The sequence below is a fragment of the Pseudoalteromonas sp. SCSIO 43201 genome (assembly GCF_023716725.1).
Taxonomy (GTDB): domain Bacteria; phylum Pseudomonadota; class Gammaproteobacteria; order Enterobacterales; family Alteromonadaceae; genus Pseudoalteromonas; species Pseudoalteromonas peptidolytica.
In genome coordinates this window covers 3,189,121-3,208,088 of sequence record NZ_CP072683.1, presented here as the reverse complement: position 1 = coordinate 3,208,088, position 18,968 = coordinate 3,189,121, and the positions used below count along the sequence as shown (strand labels likewise).

Genomic DNA, 18,968 nt, shown 5'->3' with positions numbered 1-18,968 from the left:
AGACAGAGTTAAAGAGTTTAAACCATGAAGTTTGTCGATGAAGTAGAAATTAGAGCGGAAGCCGGAGATGGGGGCAGTGGTGTCGTTTCATTCCGCCGCGAAAAGTTTGTGCCAGATGGCGGCCCAGACGGAGGTGATGGCGGTGATGGCGGGAGTGTATTCCTTGAGGCTGATGAAAACTTAAATACGCTTATCGACTATCAGTTTGAACGTTTTCACCGAGCTGAGCGCGGCACTAATGGTCAAGGCAGAAATTGCACCGGTAAGAAGGGTCAAGACTTGGTACTCAAAGTACCGGTCGGTACTCGTGTTACTGATGTTGATACCGAAGAATGTCTTGGCGATTTAACTAAGCATGAACAAAAGTTAATTGTTGCTAAAGGTGGTTTTCATGGCCTTGGAAATACGCGATTTAAGTCCAGTACAAACCGTGCACCAAGACAGAAGACATTAGGTACCGCAGGGGAAGTTCGTAATCTACGTCTAGAGCTTATGCTTTTGGCCGATGTTGGTCTATTAGGTCTGCCCAACGCTGGCAAATCGACATTTATTCGTAGTGTTTCAGCTGCAAAGCCTAAAGTAGCAGATTACCCGTTTACCACGCTTGTGCCTAATTTAGGTGTTGTTCGCCCAGAAGCGAGTAAGTCGTTTGTAATTGCAGATATTCCGGGATTGATTGAAGGTGCAGCTGATGGTGCTGGCCTTGGTATTCGATTCTTAAAGCATTTAGAGCGCTGTCGAGTGTTATTGCACATTATTGATGTGATGCCAGTTGATGGTAGTGATCCGATTGAAAATGGCTTTGCAATCATTAACGAATTACATCAATACAGCCCTAAATTGGCAGAAAAGCCACGCTGGCTAGTGTTGAATAAAGTTGATTTATTGCTTGAGGAAGAAAGAGAAGAAGTTTGCTCGCGTATTGCACACGAGCTAGACGCAGAAAACTTTTACATGATCTCCGCAGCAAATAAGCTTAATACGCAACCTTTATGCTTTGATATTATGAATTTGCTTGAAAGCATGCCAAAAGACAAGTTTGAGGAAGAGCAGCAAGAAGAAGTTGAGTTTAAGTGGGATACCTATCACAGGCATGCAACTAAAAACGACAACAATGACGATGATGATTGGGATGACTGGGACGACGATGACTATGATGTAGAAGTCATCTACGAGCGTTAGTTATATCGCTCCAATTCTCATTGATTAGTTTGAAAGGCCCATTCAGGGCCTTTTTGCTATTTCTTTTTCCATTTTCTGTATCATGATTGTTATACCAATTTGACTTAATACTTGCTCAATTTGAAGGAGTAAATCTGACGCTAACAGCGTTAAAATTTCTCATTTAGAACAACTAAATAGCAAAATTTTTGCCTAGTTATCGACAAGATTTTCTCGCCTCAAAATAGACCACTTAATTAAGCAAATTGATATTAGGTGTTATACTGTTCGTAATACCAAATAGCGTTTCAAAAACTAATACTAAAATACTAATAAGGTACATTGTGGTAATTTCAATGATAGCAGCAATGGCAAACAATCGTGTCATCGGAAAAGATAACGATATGCCTTGGGATCTACCTGCTGATCTTCAGCACTTTAAAAAAATCACTCTAGGGAAACCTGTGATCATGGGACGAAAAACATTTGAGTCCATTGGTAGGCCTTTACCTGGTAGAAGAAATATCGTTATTTCACGAAATAGTGACTACACACATGAAGGTATAGAAGTAGTTTCTACTCCTGAGGCTGCGTTAAAAGTAGTCTCTAATTATGAAGAAATTATGATAATTGGTGGTGGTCATATTTATGACATATTTTTACCGTATGCTCAGCGTCTCTATTTGACCTTTATCGACCTTGATGTAGAGGGGGATACGCAGTTTCCTGATTACAAAAAGTTTGGAGAGTGGCGCGAGGTCGAAACAGAGTGTAACGAACCTGACGAGCGTAATAACCATAGTTATAAATTCGTAACTCTACACAAAAAACTATGAGTTTCTTGCTAACAATTGTTTAGGTTGCTAAAATATAGTCAGTTATATGCTACGAACAAAGTATTAAAGGGTCTGTGTAATGAAATTAACTACCGTGCTACTGTCAGTATCTATTGCTGTTGCAGCTTTTTCTTTTAGCAAACCAGCAAGTGCAAACGATCAGTTGGCGCTCTCTCTATGTGAATATATTGCTGCTGATGACAAAAACCGTATTCGTAAGGCGCTAAAAACTGCTCGTCTTAAAATGCGTAATATTTATGATGGTGTTCAGTGTAACGGTAATAATCTACTAAGACATGCTATCGCTAGCAATGCGAGTGATGCTGGTGAGTACATTGTTAAAAGTATTCCTAAAAGTGCATTAGAGGATGGTAAAGACCTAGCGTGGGCAGAGGCAAACCATGGTGGTTCACCTCTAATTGCAGTTATCAAAGAGCGTGCGGGCCTTTAATTCAAAAAACATATGATAAAAAGCCCTTAATTGGGCTTTTTTTATACCTAACTAATTCATACACCGCTATGTACCTCACCTAATACCAATTTGTCTTAATACTTGCTCAATTGGAAGAACTAAATCTGACGCTAACAGTGTTAAAAATTTCTTATTTAGAATAACTAAATAGCAAAATTTTTGTCTTGCTTATCTGGATGTAGGCACCTTAGCGATAGCAGGACGCGGTAGTGGAGTTATCGACAAGCTTTTCTCGCTTTAAAGTAGTTCGTTTAATTAAGATAATTGGTATTAAGCCAAGCTGAAGAATAATGAATAATCCTACTTTTTAGTCACGGCTCAAGCCTATTAGGGCACTAGGCAAGCCATGCCAGAGTCTTGGCTAATAAAATATTTTATTATAACTTCTTTTGATAAGAATCAGTTTCCTTCCAATTTTTGTAATAAATTTCTGTTAAGGCTCTTGAGAAATAACACAATCGTGCCAATACTATTGTTAAGGGTAAACGCAAAAGAAGGATTGCATATGAAGATTAATTTGTCTGGCCATCACGTAGATGTAACCGATGCTGTTAAAAACCACGTTCATGAAAAGTTTGCCAAAATTGCTAACCACTTTCCATCGTTGTTATCCCTTGACATCATCGTCAGTAAAGAACACAAACAATTTTATACGGAGATAAGTACAAACTACGCAGGAAGCCGAATATCGGTAAAAGGCGAGGATGAAGTAATGTATCCGGCAATAGCTAAAGCGTCTAAAAAGCTGGATTCAGCTTTAAAACATCGTAAGGGTCAGCTCAAAGCAAATAAACACCAAAAGCCAGTGAGCACCACCCCACCTATTGCGCATGAGATCATTCAAGAAATGGAACTTAAGTAAAATTCAGATTATCCACAAGGCCCCTCGGGGCCTTTTTTGATACAATCCCACTAATCGTCGTATGTGTAAATCTTAGAATCTATGTCAAATTATCAAGATATTTTAGAGCAGGCTGTCCAGCGTGTTAAGCCGTTACTACGTCAAGGTAAAGTAGCAAACTATATACCCGCATTGGCTCAGCAGCCGCTTGAGCAGTTTTCTGTTGCTTTACACACTATTGATGGTGAAACATATAGTGCAGGTGATGTCACTGCGAGATTTACAATACAGTCAGTTTCTAAAGTGATGACTCTGACTTTGGCATTACAACGTTATGGTGATGAACTTTGGCAGCGAGTTGGAAAAGAGCCTTCAGGCACTGCATTTAATTCTTTAACTCAGCTTGAGTTTGAAAATGGGATCCCCAGAAATCCGTTTATAAATGCAGGTGCTATTGTTACTTGTGACGCACTCTACTCTCGGTTATCCGCACCGATCCACACGATGTTGGAGAGCTATAGAGCAATGTCAGGTAACAATAAATTATGCATTAATAAGATTGTTGCCCAGTCCGAGTACGATCATCGCTATCGCAATGCGGCTATGGCTTATTTAATGAAATCGTTTGGTAACTTCAATAATGAAGTAGAAGATGTGCTGTGGTCGTATTTTAACTTCTGTGCGATTGAAATGAATACGACAGAGCTAGCAAGGTCATTTTCATACCTTTCCAACCAAGGGGAATGCAGCATATCAGGACAACACATACTTTCTAAAAAGCAAACTAAGCAAATGAATTCTCTACTATTCACAAGCGGCCTTTATGATGCTGCGGGTGACTTTGGCTATCGAGTTGGCATGCCGGGTAAATCAGGTGTAGGAGGAGCAATAATAGCAATAGTGCCTAATCGCTTTACTATCTCAGTATGGTCGCCTGGTTTAGATAAAGTTGGTAACTCATTAGCTGGGATTGCTGCACTTGAATATTTATCCAATGAACTTGGCACTGCCATTTTTTAAGTCGCTAAAGTAAAAAATAAAGCTTTAAATAATCATATTTTGCTAGCTACCAATCTAAGCCAAAATAAAAATAGCGACCTGAGTCGCCATTTTTATTTTGAGAGTTACTGTTCCCAGTACGATTGTTCTAGTGAGTCTTCTCGCTCGGGAAGTCCTCTGGAGAGCCTTGGTGAATGCTGAACCAAAACCTCATAACTTGCTCTGTTAGCGTATTTACTGATCTGTGCAAGGGATGAGTAGGTAATCGCGCTTTGTTCATGCTTTGCTGAGTTTGGTACATTTAACTTATGATATTCGTTAGCGCAAATATCATGCAATACTGCGGCAAGTGCACAATCGCCAGCACCATTAGTGTTCTTGATAATGTCCGGCCCACCCATGTATGGTGCCGTATGGCTGTATGCCTTAATAGGCTGTTGGCATAGTGACTTTTTCATTGCACGAGAAAATTCGTAACGATTAAACTCTGGAATTGCGCCTGGCAGAAGTGGGTACTCAGTTTCTCGTTTACAGCTATCATCGACGTAACCTGCCATAAACAATCCTTTAGGGCCTGCTGTACAAATGACAAGATCAACCCAATCTAGTGCTTTATCAGCAGCAAGGAGCGGATCGCTATGCCCTGTAATCGCTTCGCCTTCTTCTTCGTTCATTGCCAAAATGTCGACATGTTTCGCTACAAAATCAGCCCACCAAACAGGATCTTGTTCAATTAAAAATTTAGTTCCTAAAGTGAGTACTACTGGAACTCCTGCTTTGTTTGCATACTCAACCGCTTGCATGGTGGCTTGAGTCATTGTTTCATCGCCACTGGTGCGCATCAAATAAGCGCTGATCACTAACGCTGATGATTCTTGGATAAGCGTTTGGCAGATAGATTCTGGACGTAGATGATTCATCAGTCCTGCGCTGATAGCAAAAGTACGCTCGCCACTGTCATCGATCAGTGTAAAACAGCGACCTATAGGCCCATCTACTGGTTGTAGGTAGTCCAAGTCTACTCGGCTTGAGGTGTTACATAAAAATTTATAGGCGTAGCTACCAATTTTAATGTTTTCACTCATAACCCCAAGCAAAACAGAACGGTCGTCCGCTAAAACTGAATAGTTGTGCATGGTATTACCAATGGTACCGCCAGCAAATTCATAGTCGATCATGTCATCACGTTTTAGCCTATCGTATAGGGCGTTGGTGACATCATTGTCTATCACTTGTGACATACCGCGCTGTAAGTGGAACTCATCAAGAAATGCTTGATCCACTTTGGCCTCAATATCAACGACGATTTGGTCTATACCGCAGATATAGCTCCTTTTTAGCCGATCATCAGCGTGTAACTGGTTAATAAGCGGATCTTTATCTTCCACCGGAAAATAGTGTTTATGCCTACGGCGTCCCGGAAATTTCATATTCTACCCGTGTGTTTTTGAGCTTACGAAATAAAAAAAGCGGCGAATTATAGCGTAAATCCTACCCTATGAGCCACGGCAAAATTGCGAAAATTACTAATAAACTCCGTAAAATATTAAAAAAATGTTGGTAACATCTTGAGTTTGCTTATAAAAGCAGCTTTATCTATGACTAAGTTTATTTAAGAATAGCAGCTTAACCGTGCCAACGCTGAAGGTGGTATACTCTGATTTTAAGTGAATAGACGGTTAGGCAAATCATGTCAGAAGTAAAAGACGATGAATATTGGATGCAGTTAGCGCTTAAATATGCAGACAAAGCTGAAGCGGAAAATGAAATCCCTGTGGGGGCGGTAGTGGTGAAAGAGGGGGAAATGATAGCTGCTGGCTGGAATCGTTCCATCACCTGCCATGATGCTTCTGCACATGCTGAAATGGTGGCTATTCGAGAAGCAGGTAAAGTCATCGAAAACTACCGACTTATTGATTGTACGTTATACGTGACACTTGAACCTTGTCCTATGTGTGCAGGTTTGCTTGTTCATAGCCGTTTAAAGCGAGTTGTGTTTGGTGCCCCAGACGCGAAAACCGGCGCTGCGGGTTCAATTATGAACTTATTACAGCATGAGAAACTGAATCACCAAATAGAGGTGACATCTGGCGTGCTAGCAGAGGTGTGTGGAAACAAGCTGTCTGCTTTTTTTAAGCGCAGACGAAAAGAGATTAAGGCTGCAAAGAAGTTGAAACAAGGTAGTACTTAGGGTTGTACTACCGTCGATGCTGTACTTGTTTCTCTTTGCTCTTCCATTTGAATAAGAGCAAAAATACGATGGCGAAGCAGCATTTTTCTGTGTGCATTTTTCATCATTACACGACGGCGATTTGGTGACGTGTACTTGGTATTGCGTTTAAACTGATGATTCCGACGTCTTCTCAACATAGAACCTCCGAATGTGAGAGATTAAATGGGGCTATTCCCCAACAGTAACTTAGTATTAATACGTGATGCCTGTGACAGATTTATGACCGCTTAGTGCATTTATCAAGCCACAACAGTAATTATTAGTCACTATTTTTTAGCGACATCATGAGGTTGTTTTTGGTTTGTTTCAGGGATTGCTTGCGAAGAAGTTATGTTGTCATCAGGAAGGAGCGCGCCATTCTCCTCTAGCCATACTAACGCGTCATAATAGCGGCGAATATTATCTACATACGTAACCGCAACATCACCACGAGCATATCCATATTTTGTATTTCGATAGTAGCGCTTTTTAGTAAGCAGTGGTAGTCGTTTTTTAACGTCAGCCCAGTTATTTGGATCCCCCCCTTGCTCTTTTGTGATAGCGCGCGCATCACGGACATGTCCCCAGCCAACATTGTATGAGGCTAATGCGAGCCAAGTGCTATCTGGTTGCTGTATTTCGTCGGGCATACGATTAAATAGAATACGCAAATATTTTGCTCCACCTTCTATATTTTGCTTGGCGTTGAGGCGATTCGTTACTCCAACTTGTTTAGCTGTAGGTTGAGTTAACATCATGATCCCTCTGACTCCTGTGGGCGATTTTGCTTTTGGATCCCACATCGACTCCTGATAACTTACTGCCGCAAGCAGGCGCCAATCTATATTGTGTTGTGTAGAATATTCTTTGAACCACTTTAGATATGTGGGGAGGGTGCTGTGAACAGCCTCTACAAATGCTAGAGTGTTAACATAATTAAATTCTTCAACGTGACCAAAGTACTTTTCTTCTAAAGTTGCTAATAAGTTATTTTTTTTTGCACGAGCAAAAAAAGCGGGCAGTAAGGCATAAAGAGAGTCATCTTTTTCACTGCGCATCATCCATGCTACGTGCTCATCTTGGGTAACAGAAAAAGCAATACTCACTGTTGGGTGATAACGACGAAATAAAGCTAATGAGTGAGAATCTGTAATGGTATAGTCAATCTCTCCATCAATGATGGCTTGTAGTAACTCTTCTTCTCCCTTATCAGACACAACATCCCATGTTAAATGAGGATATTGAATTTTGGCTTCCTCTAATGCAATGACATGGTTGCTATGTGCCAGTACTGTGATAGGTGCGTTAATATCATCAAAGTCTCTTGGCCAGTCTCTGCCTTGTTTGTAGACAAGCTTCTGACTGATCGTTCTGTAGGTTGGGCCAAAGCGATATTGCGCTGTTCTTGATGGGTGAAAGCTAATCGCTGAAGCGACGATATCGAGATCTCCAGCGTCTAATCTTGCGAATAGTTCATCTAAACTAAAATAGGGGACAATGTGTAATGCAACGCCAAGCTCATTAGCAAACTCACTCGTCAGTTCATACTCAAAGCCTTGCTCTCCAGCGGTACCTTGATAGTAGTTTCCCGGGCCCGCAAGCGTACCAACACGCAATACTTTATTTTGTTTTATCTGCTGTAATTGATTAAGTGGGGCTTTGTCGCACCCAACTAAAAAGAGGACAACAAAGCACATAAAGATGTATTTTAACATGGCCCAGATCTCTTGTGCGCTCGAATTATCAACTTACCGCAGCAAAATCATAATTGCAAAAGCCGAATTAACTTAAGGTAATGATAGATTTGCATGATATTTTCTAGTTTTGACAAATTAGTGTTAATTCCAAGCGCTATTTCCACTATAATGAGCGCCCAAGATATCGTTCAATCCTTAACCCCGGATGAAAATACCTATGTTAATCCTACGTGGTGCACCTGCACTTTCAGATTTCAAAGTCCAAAAGATCCTTAAAACCTGCGCTGCAGCTCAATTACCAGTTACCAATGTTTATGCCGAGTTCATGCACTTTGCTGATTTAACGGCTGAGCTTTCAGAGACTGAATTAACCAAGCTAAACAGCCTGTTAAAGTACGGACCGACTATTACTGAGCATAAGCCTGAGGGCAAACTGATCTTGGTCACACCAAGAGTCGGCACTATCTCTCCTTGGGCTTCTAAAGCGACAGATATTGCAAACAACTGTGGTCTTACACAAGTACACCGTGTTGAACGTGGTATTGCTTATTATGTTGAGGGTGAACTAACACAAACTCAGTTTGAAGAAGTTGCGCAGTTACTTCATGACCGCATGACAGAATCGGTTCATACAGAACTTGATGATGCAGCTAAATTATTCCGCACCGAAACGCCTCGCCCAATGTCTTCAGTGGATATTCTTGGCGGCGGCCGTGAAGCATTAGCGGTTGCGAATGTTGAGCAGGGCTTTGCACTTGCTGATGACGAAATTGATTACTTAGTCGAAAGCTTTGAAAAGCTTGGTCGTAACCCTAACGACATTGAGCTTTTCATGTTCGCTCAAGCGAACTCTGAGCACTGTCGTCACAAAATTTTCAACGCCGATTGGACTATCGATGGTGTAGAGCAGCCTAAGTCGCTGTTTAAAATGATTAAAAACACCTACGAAACCAATAGCGACAATGTATTGTCGGCGTATAAAGATAACGCTGCGGTTATGACCGGCTCTAAAGCTGGCCGTTTCTTCCCAAATACTGACGGGGAGTACGCTTACCACGAGGAAGATATCCACATTCTGATGAAAGTGGAAACGCACAACCACCCAACGGCGATTGCGCCATTTTCTGGCGCATCAACAGGTTCCGGTGGTGAGATCCGCGATGAAGGTGCAACCGGTCGAGGTTCTAAGCCAAAAGCAGGTTTAGTTGGTTTCACCGTTTCTAACCTTCGTATTCCAGGTTTTGAGCAACCTTGGGAAACTAACTTTGGTAAACCAGGACGCATTGTTAATGCTTTAGACATCATGCTTGATGGCCCTCTTGGCGGTGCAGCATTTAACAACGAATTTGGTCGTCCAAACCTCTTGGGTTACTTCCGTACCTACGAAGAAAAAGTAGAAAGCCATAACGGCGCTGAAGTACGTGGTTACCACAAGCCAATCATGATCGCAGGTGGTTTAGGTAACATCCGTGAAGATCACGTGCAAAAAGGCTCAATCCCTGTAGGTGCTAAGCTAATCGCACTTGGTGGTCCTGCAATGAACATCGGCCTTGGCGGCGGGGCTGCTTCATCAATGGCATCTGGCCAATCAAACGAAGATTTAGACTTTGCTTCTGTTCAGCGTGAAAACCCTGAGATGGAACGTCGTTGTCAGGAAGTGATCGACAAATGTTGGCAACTTGGTGATGATAACCCAATTGCGTTTATTCACGATGTGGGCGCGGGTGGTTTATCAAACGCATTCCCTGAACTTGTCGACGACGGCGGCCGTGGTGGTAAATTCCAGCTGCGTAATATCCCGAATGATGAGCCAGGCATGGCACCACACGAAATCTGGTGTAACGAGTCACAAGAGCGTTATGTATTGGCAGTTGCAGCGGAAGACTTTGCTCGCTTTGAAGCAATTTGTAAGCGTGAGCGCGCACAATATGCGGTGATTGGTGAAGCGACAGAAGAGCGTCACCTAACCGTCGCCGATAGCCACTTTGATAATAATCCGGTTGATTTACCACTAGACGTATTGCTTGGTAAGCCGCCTAAAATGCACCGTGATGTTGAGTCAAAGCATGTAGAAGGTAAAGCATTAGATACCGCAGGTATTGAACTTGACGATGCAGCTAAGCGTTTACTTCGCCTACCAACGATTGCTGAGAAAACCTTCCTTATCACGATTGGTGACAGAACCGTAACGGGTTTGGTTGCACGTGACCAAATGGTTGGCCCTTGGCAGGTACCAGTGGCTAACTGTGCGGTAACGGCGGCAACTTACGATACTTACCACGGTGAAGCGATGTCCATGGGTGAGCGCACCCCCGCGGCACTACTTAACTATGGAGCATCGGCTCGTCTAGCAGTAGCAGAAGCGCTAACCAATATCGCTGGTGCTAATATCGGTAGCCTCAACAACATTAAACTTTCTGCAAACTGGATGGCGGCTGCGGGTCACCCAGGCGAAGATGCTGGTCTTTACGAAGCAGTTAAAGCGGTTGGTGAAGAGCTATGTCCTGCGCTAGGTCTTACAATCCCAGTTGGTAAAGACTCAATGTCGATGAAGACAAAGTGGGATGAAGATGGCGAAGAAAAGTCAGTGACTGCGCCGTTGTCACTTATCATCACTGCATTTGGTCGTGTTGAAGATATTCGCAAAACAGTCACGCCTGAGCTTCGTACTGATAAGGGTGAAACCAGTCTATTCCTACTTGACTTAGGTGCTGGTCAAAACCGCCTTGGTGCGTCAAGCTTAGCGCAAGTGTACAAGCAACTTGGCGACAAGACCCCTGATGTTGACAGCCCAGAGCTATTAAAAGGCTTCTACAATGCAGTACAAGCGTTGGTTGAATCTGGCAAGCTTATCGCTTACCACGACCGCTCTGACGGTGGTCTATTCACCACTGCCGCGGAAATGGCATTTGCTGGCCACACAGGTGTGAGCATTGAATTAGATACGCTGCAAGGTACTGATATAGAAGTACTATTCAATGAAGAGCTAGGTGCGGTATTACAAGTTCGCAATGATGACATTGCAGCGGTTGAAGCAGTATTTGCCGAGCACGGTATTGCTGATATTGCACATCGCATCGGTACGCTAAATAGTGAAGATAAAATTATCTTTACTCGTGATGGTCAAACGGTACTTGAAAATACTCGCACTGAGCTTCGTACTATTTGGGCTGAAACCACTTACCAGATGCAAGCGCTACGTGATAACCCAGATTGCGCGAAGCAAGAGTTTGACGCTAAGTTCGATAACAAAGATCCGGGCCTTAACGTTAAATTGAGCTTTGATCTAAATGAAGACATCGCAGCGCCTTACATTGCAAAAGGGGTGAAGCCGCAAGTTGCTATCTTACGTGAGCAGGGGGTGAACTCGCATCTTGAAATGGCTGCAGCATTTAACCGTGCTGGCTTTGCGGCAATCGACGTACACATGAGTGATATCCTTGAAGGTCGCTTAACACTAGAGCATTTCAAAGGCCTAGTGGCATGTGGTGGCTTCTCATACGGTGACGTTTTAGGTGCTGGTGAAGGCTGGGCTAAATCAATCCTATTCCATGACTCTGCACGTGAGCAATTCCAAGGTTTCTTCCAACGCCAAGATACCTTCAGTTTAGGTGTGTGTAATGGCTGTCAGATGCTTTCTACATTGAAAGAGCTGATCCCTGGCACGGAAAACTGGCCACGTTTTGTCACTAATAAATCAGAGCGTTTTGAAGCGCGTTTCAGCTTAGTTGAAGTGCAGCAAAGTTCATCAATCTTCTTTGATGGTATGGCTGGTTCTCGTATGCCAATCGCGGTATCACATGGTGAAGGCCATGCTGAGTTTGCAAGTGAAGCAGCGGTACAAACGGCATTGGATTCAGGTTCAGTTGCTGTGAAGTTTGTTGATAACTACGGCAATCCAACTACTCAGTACCCCGCTAACCCGAATGGCTCTCCTGCTGGTATTACCGGTATGACCTCAACAGACGGCCGCGCAACTGTGATGATGCCGCACCCTGAGCGTGTATTCAGAGCAGTGGCAAACTCTTGGCACCCTGATGAGTGGCAAGAAGATAGTCCTTGGATGCGCATGTTCCGCAATGCGCGTAAGCTAGTAGGCTAACGCAGAAATTAGAAAAGGTCACTTCGGTGGCCTTTTTTATTCATGGCTCGATAATTTTCTATCGGGTAAACTGAAAGGAAAATAGCAATTATATTTTAGGGATACGAATGAAAAAGTGGCTTTGGAGCTTAGTGTTGATACTCAGTGTTTTAGTGGGTGTTTACCTTGCCAGAGTTCCTTTGTCGCTCTGGGCTATAAAACACTTTATGCCTGATAATGAAGTTCAGATCAGCTGTCTTGACTGGCGCTTATCGGGCTTCAATCGTATCCATATTACAAAAGCGTGTGTGCAGACAGAGACGTTTAATGCCCAGCTTTTTGATGCGCAACTAAGCATGCAGCAAGTCAATATTGAAAAAGCTGACATACAACTGCTTCCGCCCAAAAAGTTAGATGCAGCTCAACCACAGCGCCTTGCTTTGCCACTCGATATCGCCAGACCCAAAATACGTGTTGCCAAACTATCCATATTTGGTGAGCCATTACCAAAGCCATTAATCGTGTCGATTTCAGAGACCGAGCTGAATCAATTTGTAGTATCAGGTGACATCGTTGCAGAAGTTACGTTACAGCCAGAGCGTATTGCCGCAAATGTTGAGCTAAGTGGCGAGTATCTTAGAACTTTGCTACCTCCTCAGATCCAAGCCCTTTCAGGAGCTAGCCAACTTGTATTCAATGGCGTGGCTCTGGATGCAAAGATGGAGCTTGAGACTTTACTAGCGCTTGAACAGGCTGAGTGTAAAGGTAGTGCTGCGTATATTGGCGCTGTGTCAGGGCGGTATGATTTAACCAGCCAGCAGGGGAAGATAGCACTTGCCGAGCCTATCTCAGCGAAATCAACGCTTGATTGCTTTGATTCTGAATATCGCAAACTGCTACCTAGTACTTGGCAGCTTCGTTTACCGAGTGAAATTATTATTTCTGCGAAAGCAGCCTCGACAGGTTCGCTCGAAGTAATAGGGGAAGATAAGTCGTTACAGCTTGAAGTTAACGAGTTGGCATTCGACTTAACTGAGCCTTTCGTCAATGGTGATATTCGCCTTGAATTTGCCGATGAAAAGTGGGGCGCGCATACACTGGCTGGAGCGTTTAGTGCGCGGCCAAATTTTGTTGATATGAGCGGGGAAATCACAAGTGACCTTCAAAAGCTTACACTGCAAGGTGTTATTGCTGAGAACCTTGAGCTCAATAGCCGCTTCAAAATATCGGGTGATCCAACCGAGCTAATTAAAGTTGAAGCTCAGCCGACTATATTCTCAACCCAGTTGTCGACATCAGGTTTAATGATTGATAATCCATCTCTGAAGCTTGATTTACATGCGCAGCTAGATGTGCCAAAACTCAAAAGTGAACATCGTCTACACAGAGTCTTACCTGAGGGAATGAGTTTTGCGATAACGCTTGATTCAACACTGCAAAACCTGAATGTCGAAAATGTAACTGCAGAGCAGAGCACGTTGAGCGGGCGAGTGGTGTTAGAGCCTACACACGATTTTGATATCAACCTCAACTTAATGAGTGCACAGATACAACAGCAGAATTACAAACTGAATGAGTTAGTGCAGACACTCCGTTGGCAAGGCTCGGTCGCGACAGGTGAGATCTTTTCAACCTTGTCGGGCAATACTAAGGTAGCAGAGGTTAACTTAGCTGATCTTAATTTGAAAAATGTGAGCATTGAAAGTAAAGGGCAGCAAAGTCGCGGATTAATGGCGTCACATGTGATTAATATTGATGGTGTAAAGGCGTTGTTTGAGCATCAATACTCAAACTTAAAACATCCAGCACAATTACATGTGCCCACGCAGCAACTCACTCAGCTTCAGCCATACATTGATGCCCTTTTACCCGAATTAAAGATGACGAATGGAAACTTCTATGCAGTACTCGAAGGGGATTTATCCACGCGCATATTTACCTTAGATAGTGGCATTCAAAACGGCTCTGCGTTATTTAATGAGCGGCTTATTCAAAATGCAGCGGTTGATGTCTCCGCCCAATTAGGTTCAGCTAATATTCAACTCAAACCAACCACACTGAGTGTTGAAGAGTTGAGAGCTGGGGTTATTGTCCAAGCAATACAAGCTCAACTTCTCAGTGAAGCTGGCATAGTAAAACTCAAAGATATTGGTGCACAAGTTTTTGCCGGTAGCATCAACATTGAAGAAGTTAAGCTTATACCAACGCCGCAGGAGGTTCAGGTATCGTTAGATAAACTGAGTTTAGACCTTATTGCCGCCTCTGGACATGATGCTGGTGTTGAGCTCAGAGGGCTGATCTCGGGCAAGCTACCAGTACAAGTTTCTTCATCTGGGGTACGCATTGATTCTGGTCATATTCATAATGTTAGTGAGGGGCTATTAAAGGTTGAAAATAATGCGTCAATTAATGCGTTAAAAGCACAGCAGCCCAGCTTACAAACGGTGATAGGTGTACTTGACGAATTAACGATTGAACAGTTGAACAGTGGTGTAAATTTAAGTGAAGATGGTTGGTTGGATTTAGATGTTAAAATTACAGGAATTAACAAACGCCAACAACAACCAGTAAACTTTAACTATACACACTCAGAAAATGTGTTTACCTTATTACGAGCCTTACGCTTGAGCGACGAGATCACGCGCGAAGTGGAAAATGCGTTAAATAAAGAGGAGCGTTAGTGAATGAAATGGATGCTAGTGATATCAGCTTTATTGGTGTTAAGTGCTTGTACTCATAAGGTGCAAGTAGAAACCAAAGAGCCCATAACGATCAACTTAAATGTAAAAGTCGATCACGAGATCCGTGTGAAAGTGGATAAAGAACTCGACAACTTATTCAGCGAAGACAGTGAGCTATTCTAAGGAGGATTTATGAAGCTTAAAGCAATCTCTACCCTAATTATTGGACTCAGTATGAGCTTCGCCGCATTCGCAATTTCTATTGACGATGCTAAATCACAGGGTCTGGTTGGTGAAACTACATCAGGCTATCTTGGTGTGGTAAAAAATGGCCAAGGTGTACAGCAGTTAGTCAATGAAGTGAATGAAAAGCGCAAACAGAAATATCAACAGTTAGCGAAAAAGAACGGTATTACCCTAGAGCAAGTAGAGGCTCTAGCGGCTAAAAAAGCGTATAACAAAACGCAATCGGGCCACTATATTCAGGTGAGTGGCCGCTGGGTGAAAAAGTAACTCTCCCAAAGTCTCATAAGGAAAGGCTGACTTTGCCAGCCTTTTGGCTATTTATCCGGAGCTTAGATTATTTACCCTTGTGGCATTGCTGAAGCAAATGCTGCCAGAACGCTTCCCCTTTTCGCCTTGCCAGACGAATATTATTTTCTGGGATCTGCTCAGGGTCGTCATATTCAGCTAATGCTTGAGCCATGCTCTCTTCGCGGATCAAGTGAAGTGTTGGGTATGGTGCGCGGTTCGTGTAATTTGCCGCATCATCTTCATCACTATCAGCAAATACATAATTTGGGTGAAAGTTTGCAATTTGATAAGTCCCCTCAAACCCTTGCGCGACTAATAACGCGTTGGCAAGGTCGACGAGATCCAAAAAGTCGTCAAAATTACTAAAACCTTTATCAAATATAACTAGCGTTGTTTCTCGCTCTGGATGGTGGTTTAACTCTGAGCACTGCTCTAGCATATCCATTACGGCATCGTCATAACTTATCGCTTGAGACACGAAATAATGAATGCTATTACTTTCTACCTCTTTTCGAGCGAATGGACAAAAGTTGTATTTCACAATGACTTGGCTAACCCAGTTTTGCATTGTAGAGATGACTGTATTCATGAATTATTCCAAGCTCTTATTTATTAGTTTCATGGTTTTAGCAATAGCCCCGGTATTTTCAACTAGTACTGATTTAGCGTTAGCACCGGTTTGCGTTCGAAGCGATTTATCTTTAAATAGCGTAATAATTTCAGCGGCAAGCTTGTCCTCATCATCGACTACGATGGCACCTTGTTGCGCGATAAGTTGAGGATATATATGCGCAAAATTATAGGTATGTGGGCCGGTTAAAATAGGCACACCGTGAGCCGCGGCTTCTAGTGGGTTATGACCGCCGCGCTCAATCAAGCTACCACCAATGTAGGCGATATCGGCACTTCCAAATAGCCACTTTAATTCTCCTAAAGTATCCGCTAACAAGACCGAGGCTTCTGTGTTTATGTTGTCGCTGCTCTTTCTGGTAAAAGTGATCTCTTGCTCACTGAGGTGGTCAGCAACTGCTTGAAACTGCTCGGGATGACGAGGCGCGATAATAAGTAAGGCATTACTTACTTGCTTTAATACTCGCTGATGTGCAGCAATAATTTGCTCATGTTCCTTAGGGTGTGTAGATCCTGCAAGCCAAATTACTCGCTCGGGGTAATTTGCTTGAAACTGTCTTGCTTTTGTAATTTCTTCTTCAGTGATTGAGATATCAAACTTGATTGAGCCGGTAATGTGAAGTTTAGATTGAACAAGCCCGAGTTTGATGAAACGCTCGCCGTCTTCTTCATTATGGGCTGCGAGTCCGTCTATGTTATTTATCAGGCCTTTAGTTAACCAAGCATGCTTTTTATAACCTTGGTATGATTTTTCTGAGAGTCTGGCATTGACGACCAAGGTTTTACATTGACTTTGTTTGGCGTAGTGAAAAAGATTTGGCCACAGCTCAGTTTCCATCACAATCAGGAGTTGGGGTTTTAGAATTGAAAAAAACCGTCTCGTGGCAAAGGCAAAGTCAATAGGAAGATAGCAGGTATGTACTTGAGCAATATTGTTGAGTGCTTTTACAATCTCTGCTCTGCCTGTTGGTGTATTACACGTAATAATAACAGGTGTATTCTCACGTGTTTTCAATATTGACTTGATGAGAGGGGTTGCAGCAAGCACTTCACCAACTGAGGCACAATGGATCACAATACTGTGTGGTGGTAAGCTCGTAAGGCCACAGCCAAGACGCTCGGTAAAGTTGGCGCGATAGCCAAGGTTTTTTTTACCCCGAATGAAATATAAATAACTTAATAGAATAGGTGCTAATACAAGCAACAGTAGGGAGTAAAATTGGCGCGCCATGAAAATCGCTTCAGTTTGTAAAATCATGATTTTACCTTGTTCTCACCTAAATTAGAATGAACAACACAATTTTACACAGTTCAACAGATGCCTCTGTGCCTTTGGTTTGGTAATATTTAATCTATTAAATGTAATGGAATGACAAAAATGAATTTAGCTCAAGTACTTGCTTGTTGTGGGATATTTGCTTCAAGTCTGGTTGTAGCAAGTCCTACGGCTTATTTGCCAATTGGTCAAGACCCACTTTTGGAATACCAAATAGACAAAATGTTTGCAATGACGGTAGGAACACCTATGGCAAAGCCTTACCGCATTAGTGAGATCCAGATGAATTTGCTGCAATTAAGGCACATAGATCCGGCCTTACAACACAGTATTAGCCAAGGTATTGCACCGTATCTGCAAGATGATGGGATCACTCAAAAGTCTATTACACTGCGAGTAGATAGTGGTGAAGAGCAGCAAATTGCCAATGATAGAGGGAACATGAGTGGCGAATATGCTGAGCTAGGCATAGCTGGAGTTTGGCGCGGAAGCGACTCGAGTATTTTGCAAATTGGCGCTGAGTATCGAGCAGAAGCAAACAAGCTGGTGGCATACAATACTTTTTACGGTATGTCTTTTGGTAACTTACAACTGAATTTAGGTTACAAAGAACATTGGTTCTCGCCATTTAAACACTCAGCACAGGTTTACTCAAATAATGCAAAACCACCACTGTCAGTCTCTCTAGGGCTGGTTGTACCAATAAAAAATTGGTGGAATTTTGATTTTGAGCTGTTTTACTCGGAACTAGAAAGTGTCGATAAGGGGATTAAATACCAAGGTACCTTGCATGATGGAACGCCAAAAGTAGCGGGTACTCACTTTAGTATAGAGCCGATTGATGGTTGGAAAATAGGGCTAAATCGTGTTTTGCAATTTGGTGGCGGCCCTAGAAAGGTCGACTTTAAGGATTTTATAAAAGCGTATATAGACCCAGCAGGAAGTGATAATAAAACCGATGATTTGACACAAGACGATGAGCTTGGAGATCAGTGGGCCACAATTACGACAAGCTTTACTACCAATTATGGCACGCGAGCGCAGTGGTATTTAGAGTATGGTGGTGAGGATACAAACAACCACAAAAACTACTTATTTGGTAACACTGCGACTAGCTTTGGCGTGTATTTGCCACAACTAACATCCACCACTTCGTTACGGTATGAATATACCGACATGGAAAGTCTATGGTATGTGAATGAAATATACGAAACACAGGGAAATAGTATTGATGGTTTCGTTGTCGGTCACTTTGCAGGTAATCATCGCCAGTTTGATGATGGTGCACCCACTCAAGTTCATGTTTTAGAAGGTACCTATCAAGCCGACTATAGCTCACTGTGGCGTGCTAAGCTTTCTGTGATTGATAATGAAAGCAATTATTTTAATGAGCTAGGTGAAACAGGAGCTGAGTATGAGCGAGGGTATGAACTAGAACTTGCCCACATCGGTGAAGCATACAATAAGCAAATCGAAACCAAATTAACCTTAGGTAAAGATGTCTTTGGTGAGAATTACACTTGGTTATCAGTACATGTATACTGGTAG

At 42.7% G+C, this 18,968-nt stretch carries 16 protein-coding genes; 11 read left to right on the top strand and 5 right to left on the bottom strand.

Annotated features, from left to right (window positions below):
- Positions 1–24: 24 nt before the first annotated feature.
- The 5 genes from cgtA (at position 25) to glsB (ending at position 4,330) form a co-directional block, all read left to right on the top strand.
- Positions 25–1,182 carry an Obg family GTPase CgtA gene (gene cgtA / locus J8Z24_RS13840; RefSeq protein WP_176033534.1) on the top strand — a complete coding sequence of 386 codons (1,158 nt, stop codon included), beginning with the start codon at positions 25–27 and terminating at the stop codon, positions 1,180–1,182.
- A 323-nt stretch (positions 1,183–1,505) separates the two neighbouring features.
- Complete coding sequence (folA, locus tag J8Z24_RS13835; protein WP_353506998.1) at positions 1,506–1,997, top strand: type 3 dihydrofolate reductase; 492 nt, start codon at positions 1,506–1,508, stop codon at positions 1,995–1,997.
- 79 nt (positions 1,998–2,076) lie between these two features.
- Positions 2,077–2,448, top strand: a complete 372-nt coding sequence (locus tag J8Z24_RS13830; RefSeq protein ID WP_125253286.1) for a DUF3718 domain-containing protein — start codon at positions 2,077–2,079, stop codon at positions 2,446–2,448.
- Positions 2,449–2,974: 526 nt separating this feature from the next.
- Entirely contained in the window at positions 2,975–3,331 is a 357-nt protein-coding gene (hpf, locus tag J8Z24_RS13825) for a ribosome hibernation-promoting factor, HPF/YfiA family (protein WP_125253285.1), read from the top strand.
- Positions 3,332–3,412: 81 nt separating this feature from the next.
- Complete coding sequence (gene glsB / locus J8Z24_RS13820; protein WP_147390352.1) at positions 3,413–4,330, top strand: glutaminase B; 918 nt, start codon at positions 3,413–3,415, stop codon at positions 4,328–4,330.
- A gap of 104 nt (positions 4,331–4,434) precedes the next feature.
- Here the strand turns inward: glsB and J8Z24_RS13815 are convergent, their stop codons facing one another.
- Positions 4,435–5,739, bottom strand: a complete 1,305-nt coding sequence (locus J8Z24_RS13815; protein WP_125253283.1) for an inosine/guanosine kinase — start codon at positions 5,737–5,739, stop codon at positions 4,435–4,437.
- A 260-nt stretch (positions 5,740–5,999) separates the two neighbouring features.
- Here J8Z24_RS13815 and tadA point away from each other — a divergent pair, with 260 nt between their 5' ends.
- Positions 6,000–6,500 carry a tRNA adenosine(34) deaminase TadA gene (gene tadA / locus J8Z24_RS13810; protein WP_128731857.1) on the top strand — a complete coding sequence of 167 codons (501 nt, stop codon included), beginning with the start codon at positions 6,000–6,002 and terminating at the stop codon, positions 6,498–6,500.
- Here the strand turns inward: tadA and J8Z24_RS13805 are convergent.
- Both J8Z24_RS13805 and mltF read right to left on the bottom strand, forming a co-directional pair.
- Entirely contained in the window at positions 6,497–6,679 is a 183-nt protein-coding gene (locus tag J8Z24_RS13805; RefSeq protein WP_125253281.1) for a hypothetical protein, read from the bottom strand. The genes tadA and J8Z24_RS13805 overlap by 4 nt on opposite strands.
- A gap of 129 nt (positions 6,680–6,808) precedes the next feature.
- Positions 6,809–8,236, bottom strand: a complete 1,428-nt coding sequence (gene mltF, locus J8Z24_RS13800; RefSeq protein WP_225740677.1) for a membrane-bound lytic murein transglycosylase MltF — start codon at positions 8,234–8,236, stop codon at positions 6,809–6,811.
- 199 nt (positions 8,237–8,435) lie between these two features.
- Between mltF and purL the strand changes: the two genes are divergently transcribed.
- From purL to J8Z24_RS13780, 4 genes are all read left to right on the top strand, one after another.
- Complete coding sequence (gene purL, locus J8Z24_RS13795; protein WP_176033532.1) at positions 8,436–12,320, top strand: phosphoribosylformylglycinamidine synthase; 3,885 nt, start codon at positions 8,436–8,438, stop codon at positions 12,318–12,320.
- Between the two features lie 107 nt (positions 12,321–12,427).
- Entirely contained in the window at positions 12,428–14,980 is a 2,553-nt protein-coding gene (locus tag J8Z24_RS13790) for an intermembrane phospholipid transport protein YdbH family protein (protein WP_176033531.1), read from the top strand.
- Positions 14,981–14,983: 3 nt separating this feature from the next.
- Positions 14,984–15,163 (top strand): YnbE family lipoprotein, encoded by a 180-nt coding sequence (locus J8Z24_RS13785; RefSeq protein ID WP_010374602.1) that lies wholly within the window; start codon positions 14,984–14,986, stop codon positions 15,161–15,163.
- 9 nt (positions 15,164–15,172) lie between these two features.
- Positions 15,173–15,493 carry a YdbL family probable chaperone protein gene (locus tag J8Z24_RS13780; RefSeq protein WP_125253278.1) on the top strand — a complete coding sequence of 107 codons (321 nt, stop codon included), beginning with the start codon at positions 15,173–15,175 and terminating at the stop codon, positions 15,491–15,493.
- Positions 15,494–15,560: 67 nt separating this feature from the next.
- Here the strand turns inward: J8Z24_RS13780 and J8Z24_RS13775 are convergent, their stop codons facing one another.
- Positions 15,561–16,103 (bottom strand): DUF1415 domain-containing protein, encoded by a 543-nt coding sequence (locus tag J8Z24_RS13775; RefSeq protein WP_176033530.1) that lies wholly within the window; start codon positions 16,101–16,103, stop codon positions 15,561–15,563.
- Positions 16,104–16,106: 3 nt separating this feature from the next.
- A complete protein-coding gene (gene waaA / locus J8Z24_RS13770) occupies positions 16,107–17,375 on the bottom strand; it encodes a lipid IV(A) 3-deoxy-D-manno-octulosonic acid transferase (RefSeq protein ID WP_176033540.1) in 1,269 nt (422 codons plus the stop codon).
- Between the two features lie 147 nt (positions 17,376–17,522).
- On the opposite strand from waaA, the gene J8Z24_RS13765 reads away from it, so the two are divergent.
- Positions 17,523–18,968, top strand: coding sequence for a capsule assembly Wzi family protein (locus tag J8Z24_RS13765; protein WP_176033529.1), 1,446 nt, complete (start codon positions 17,523–17,525; stop codon positions 18,966–18,968).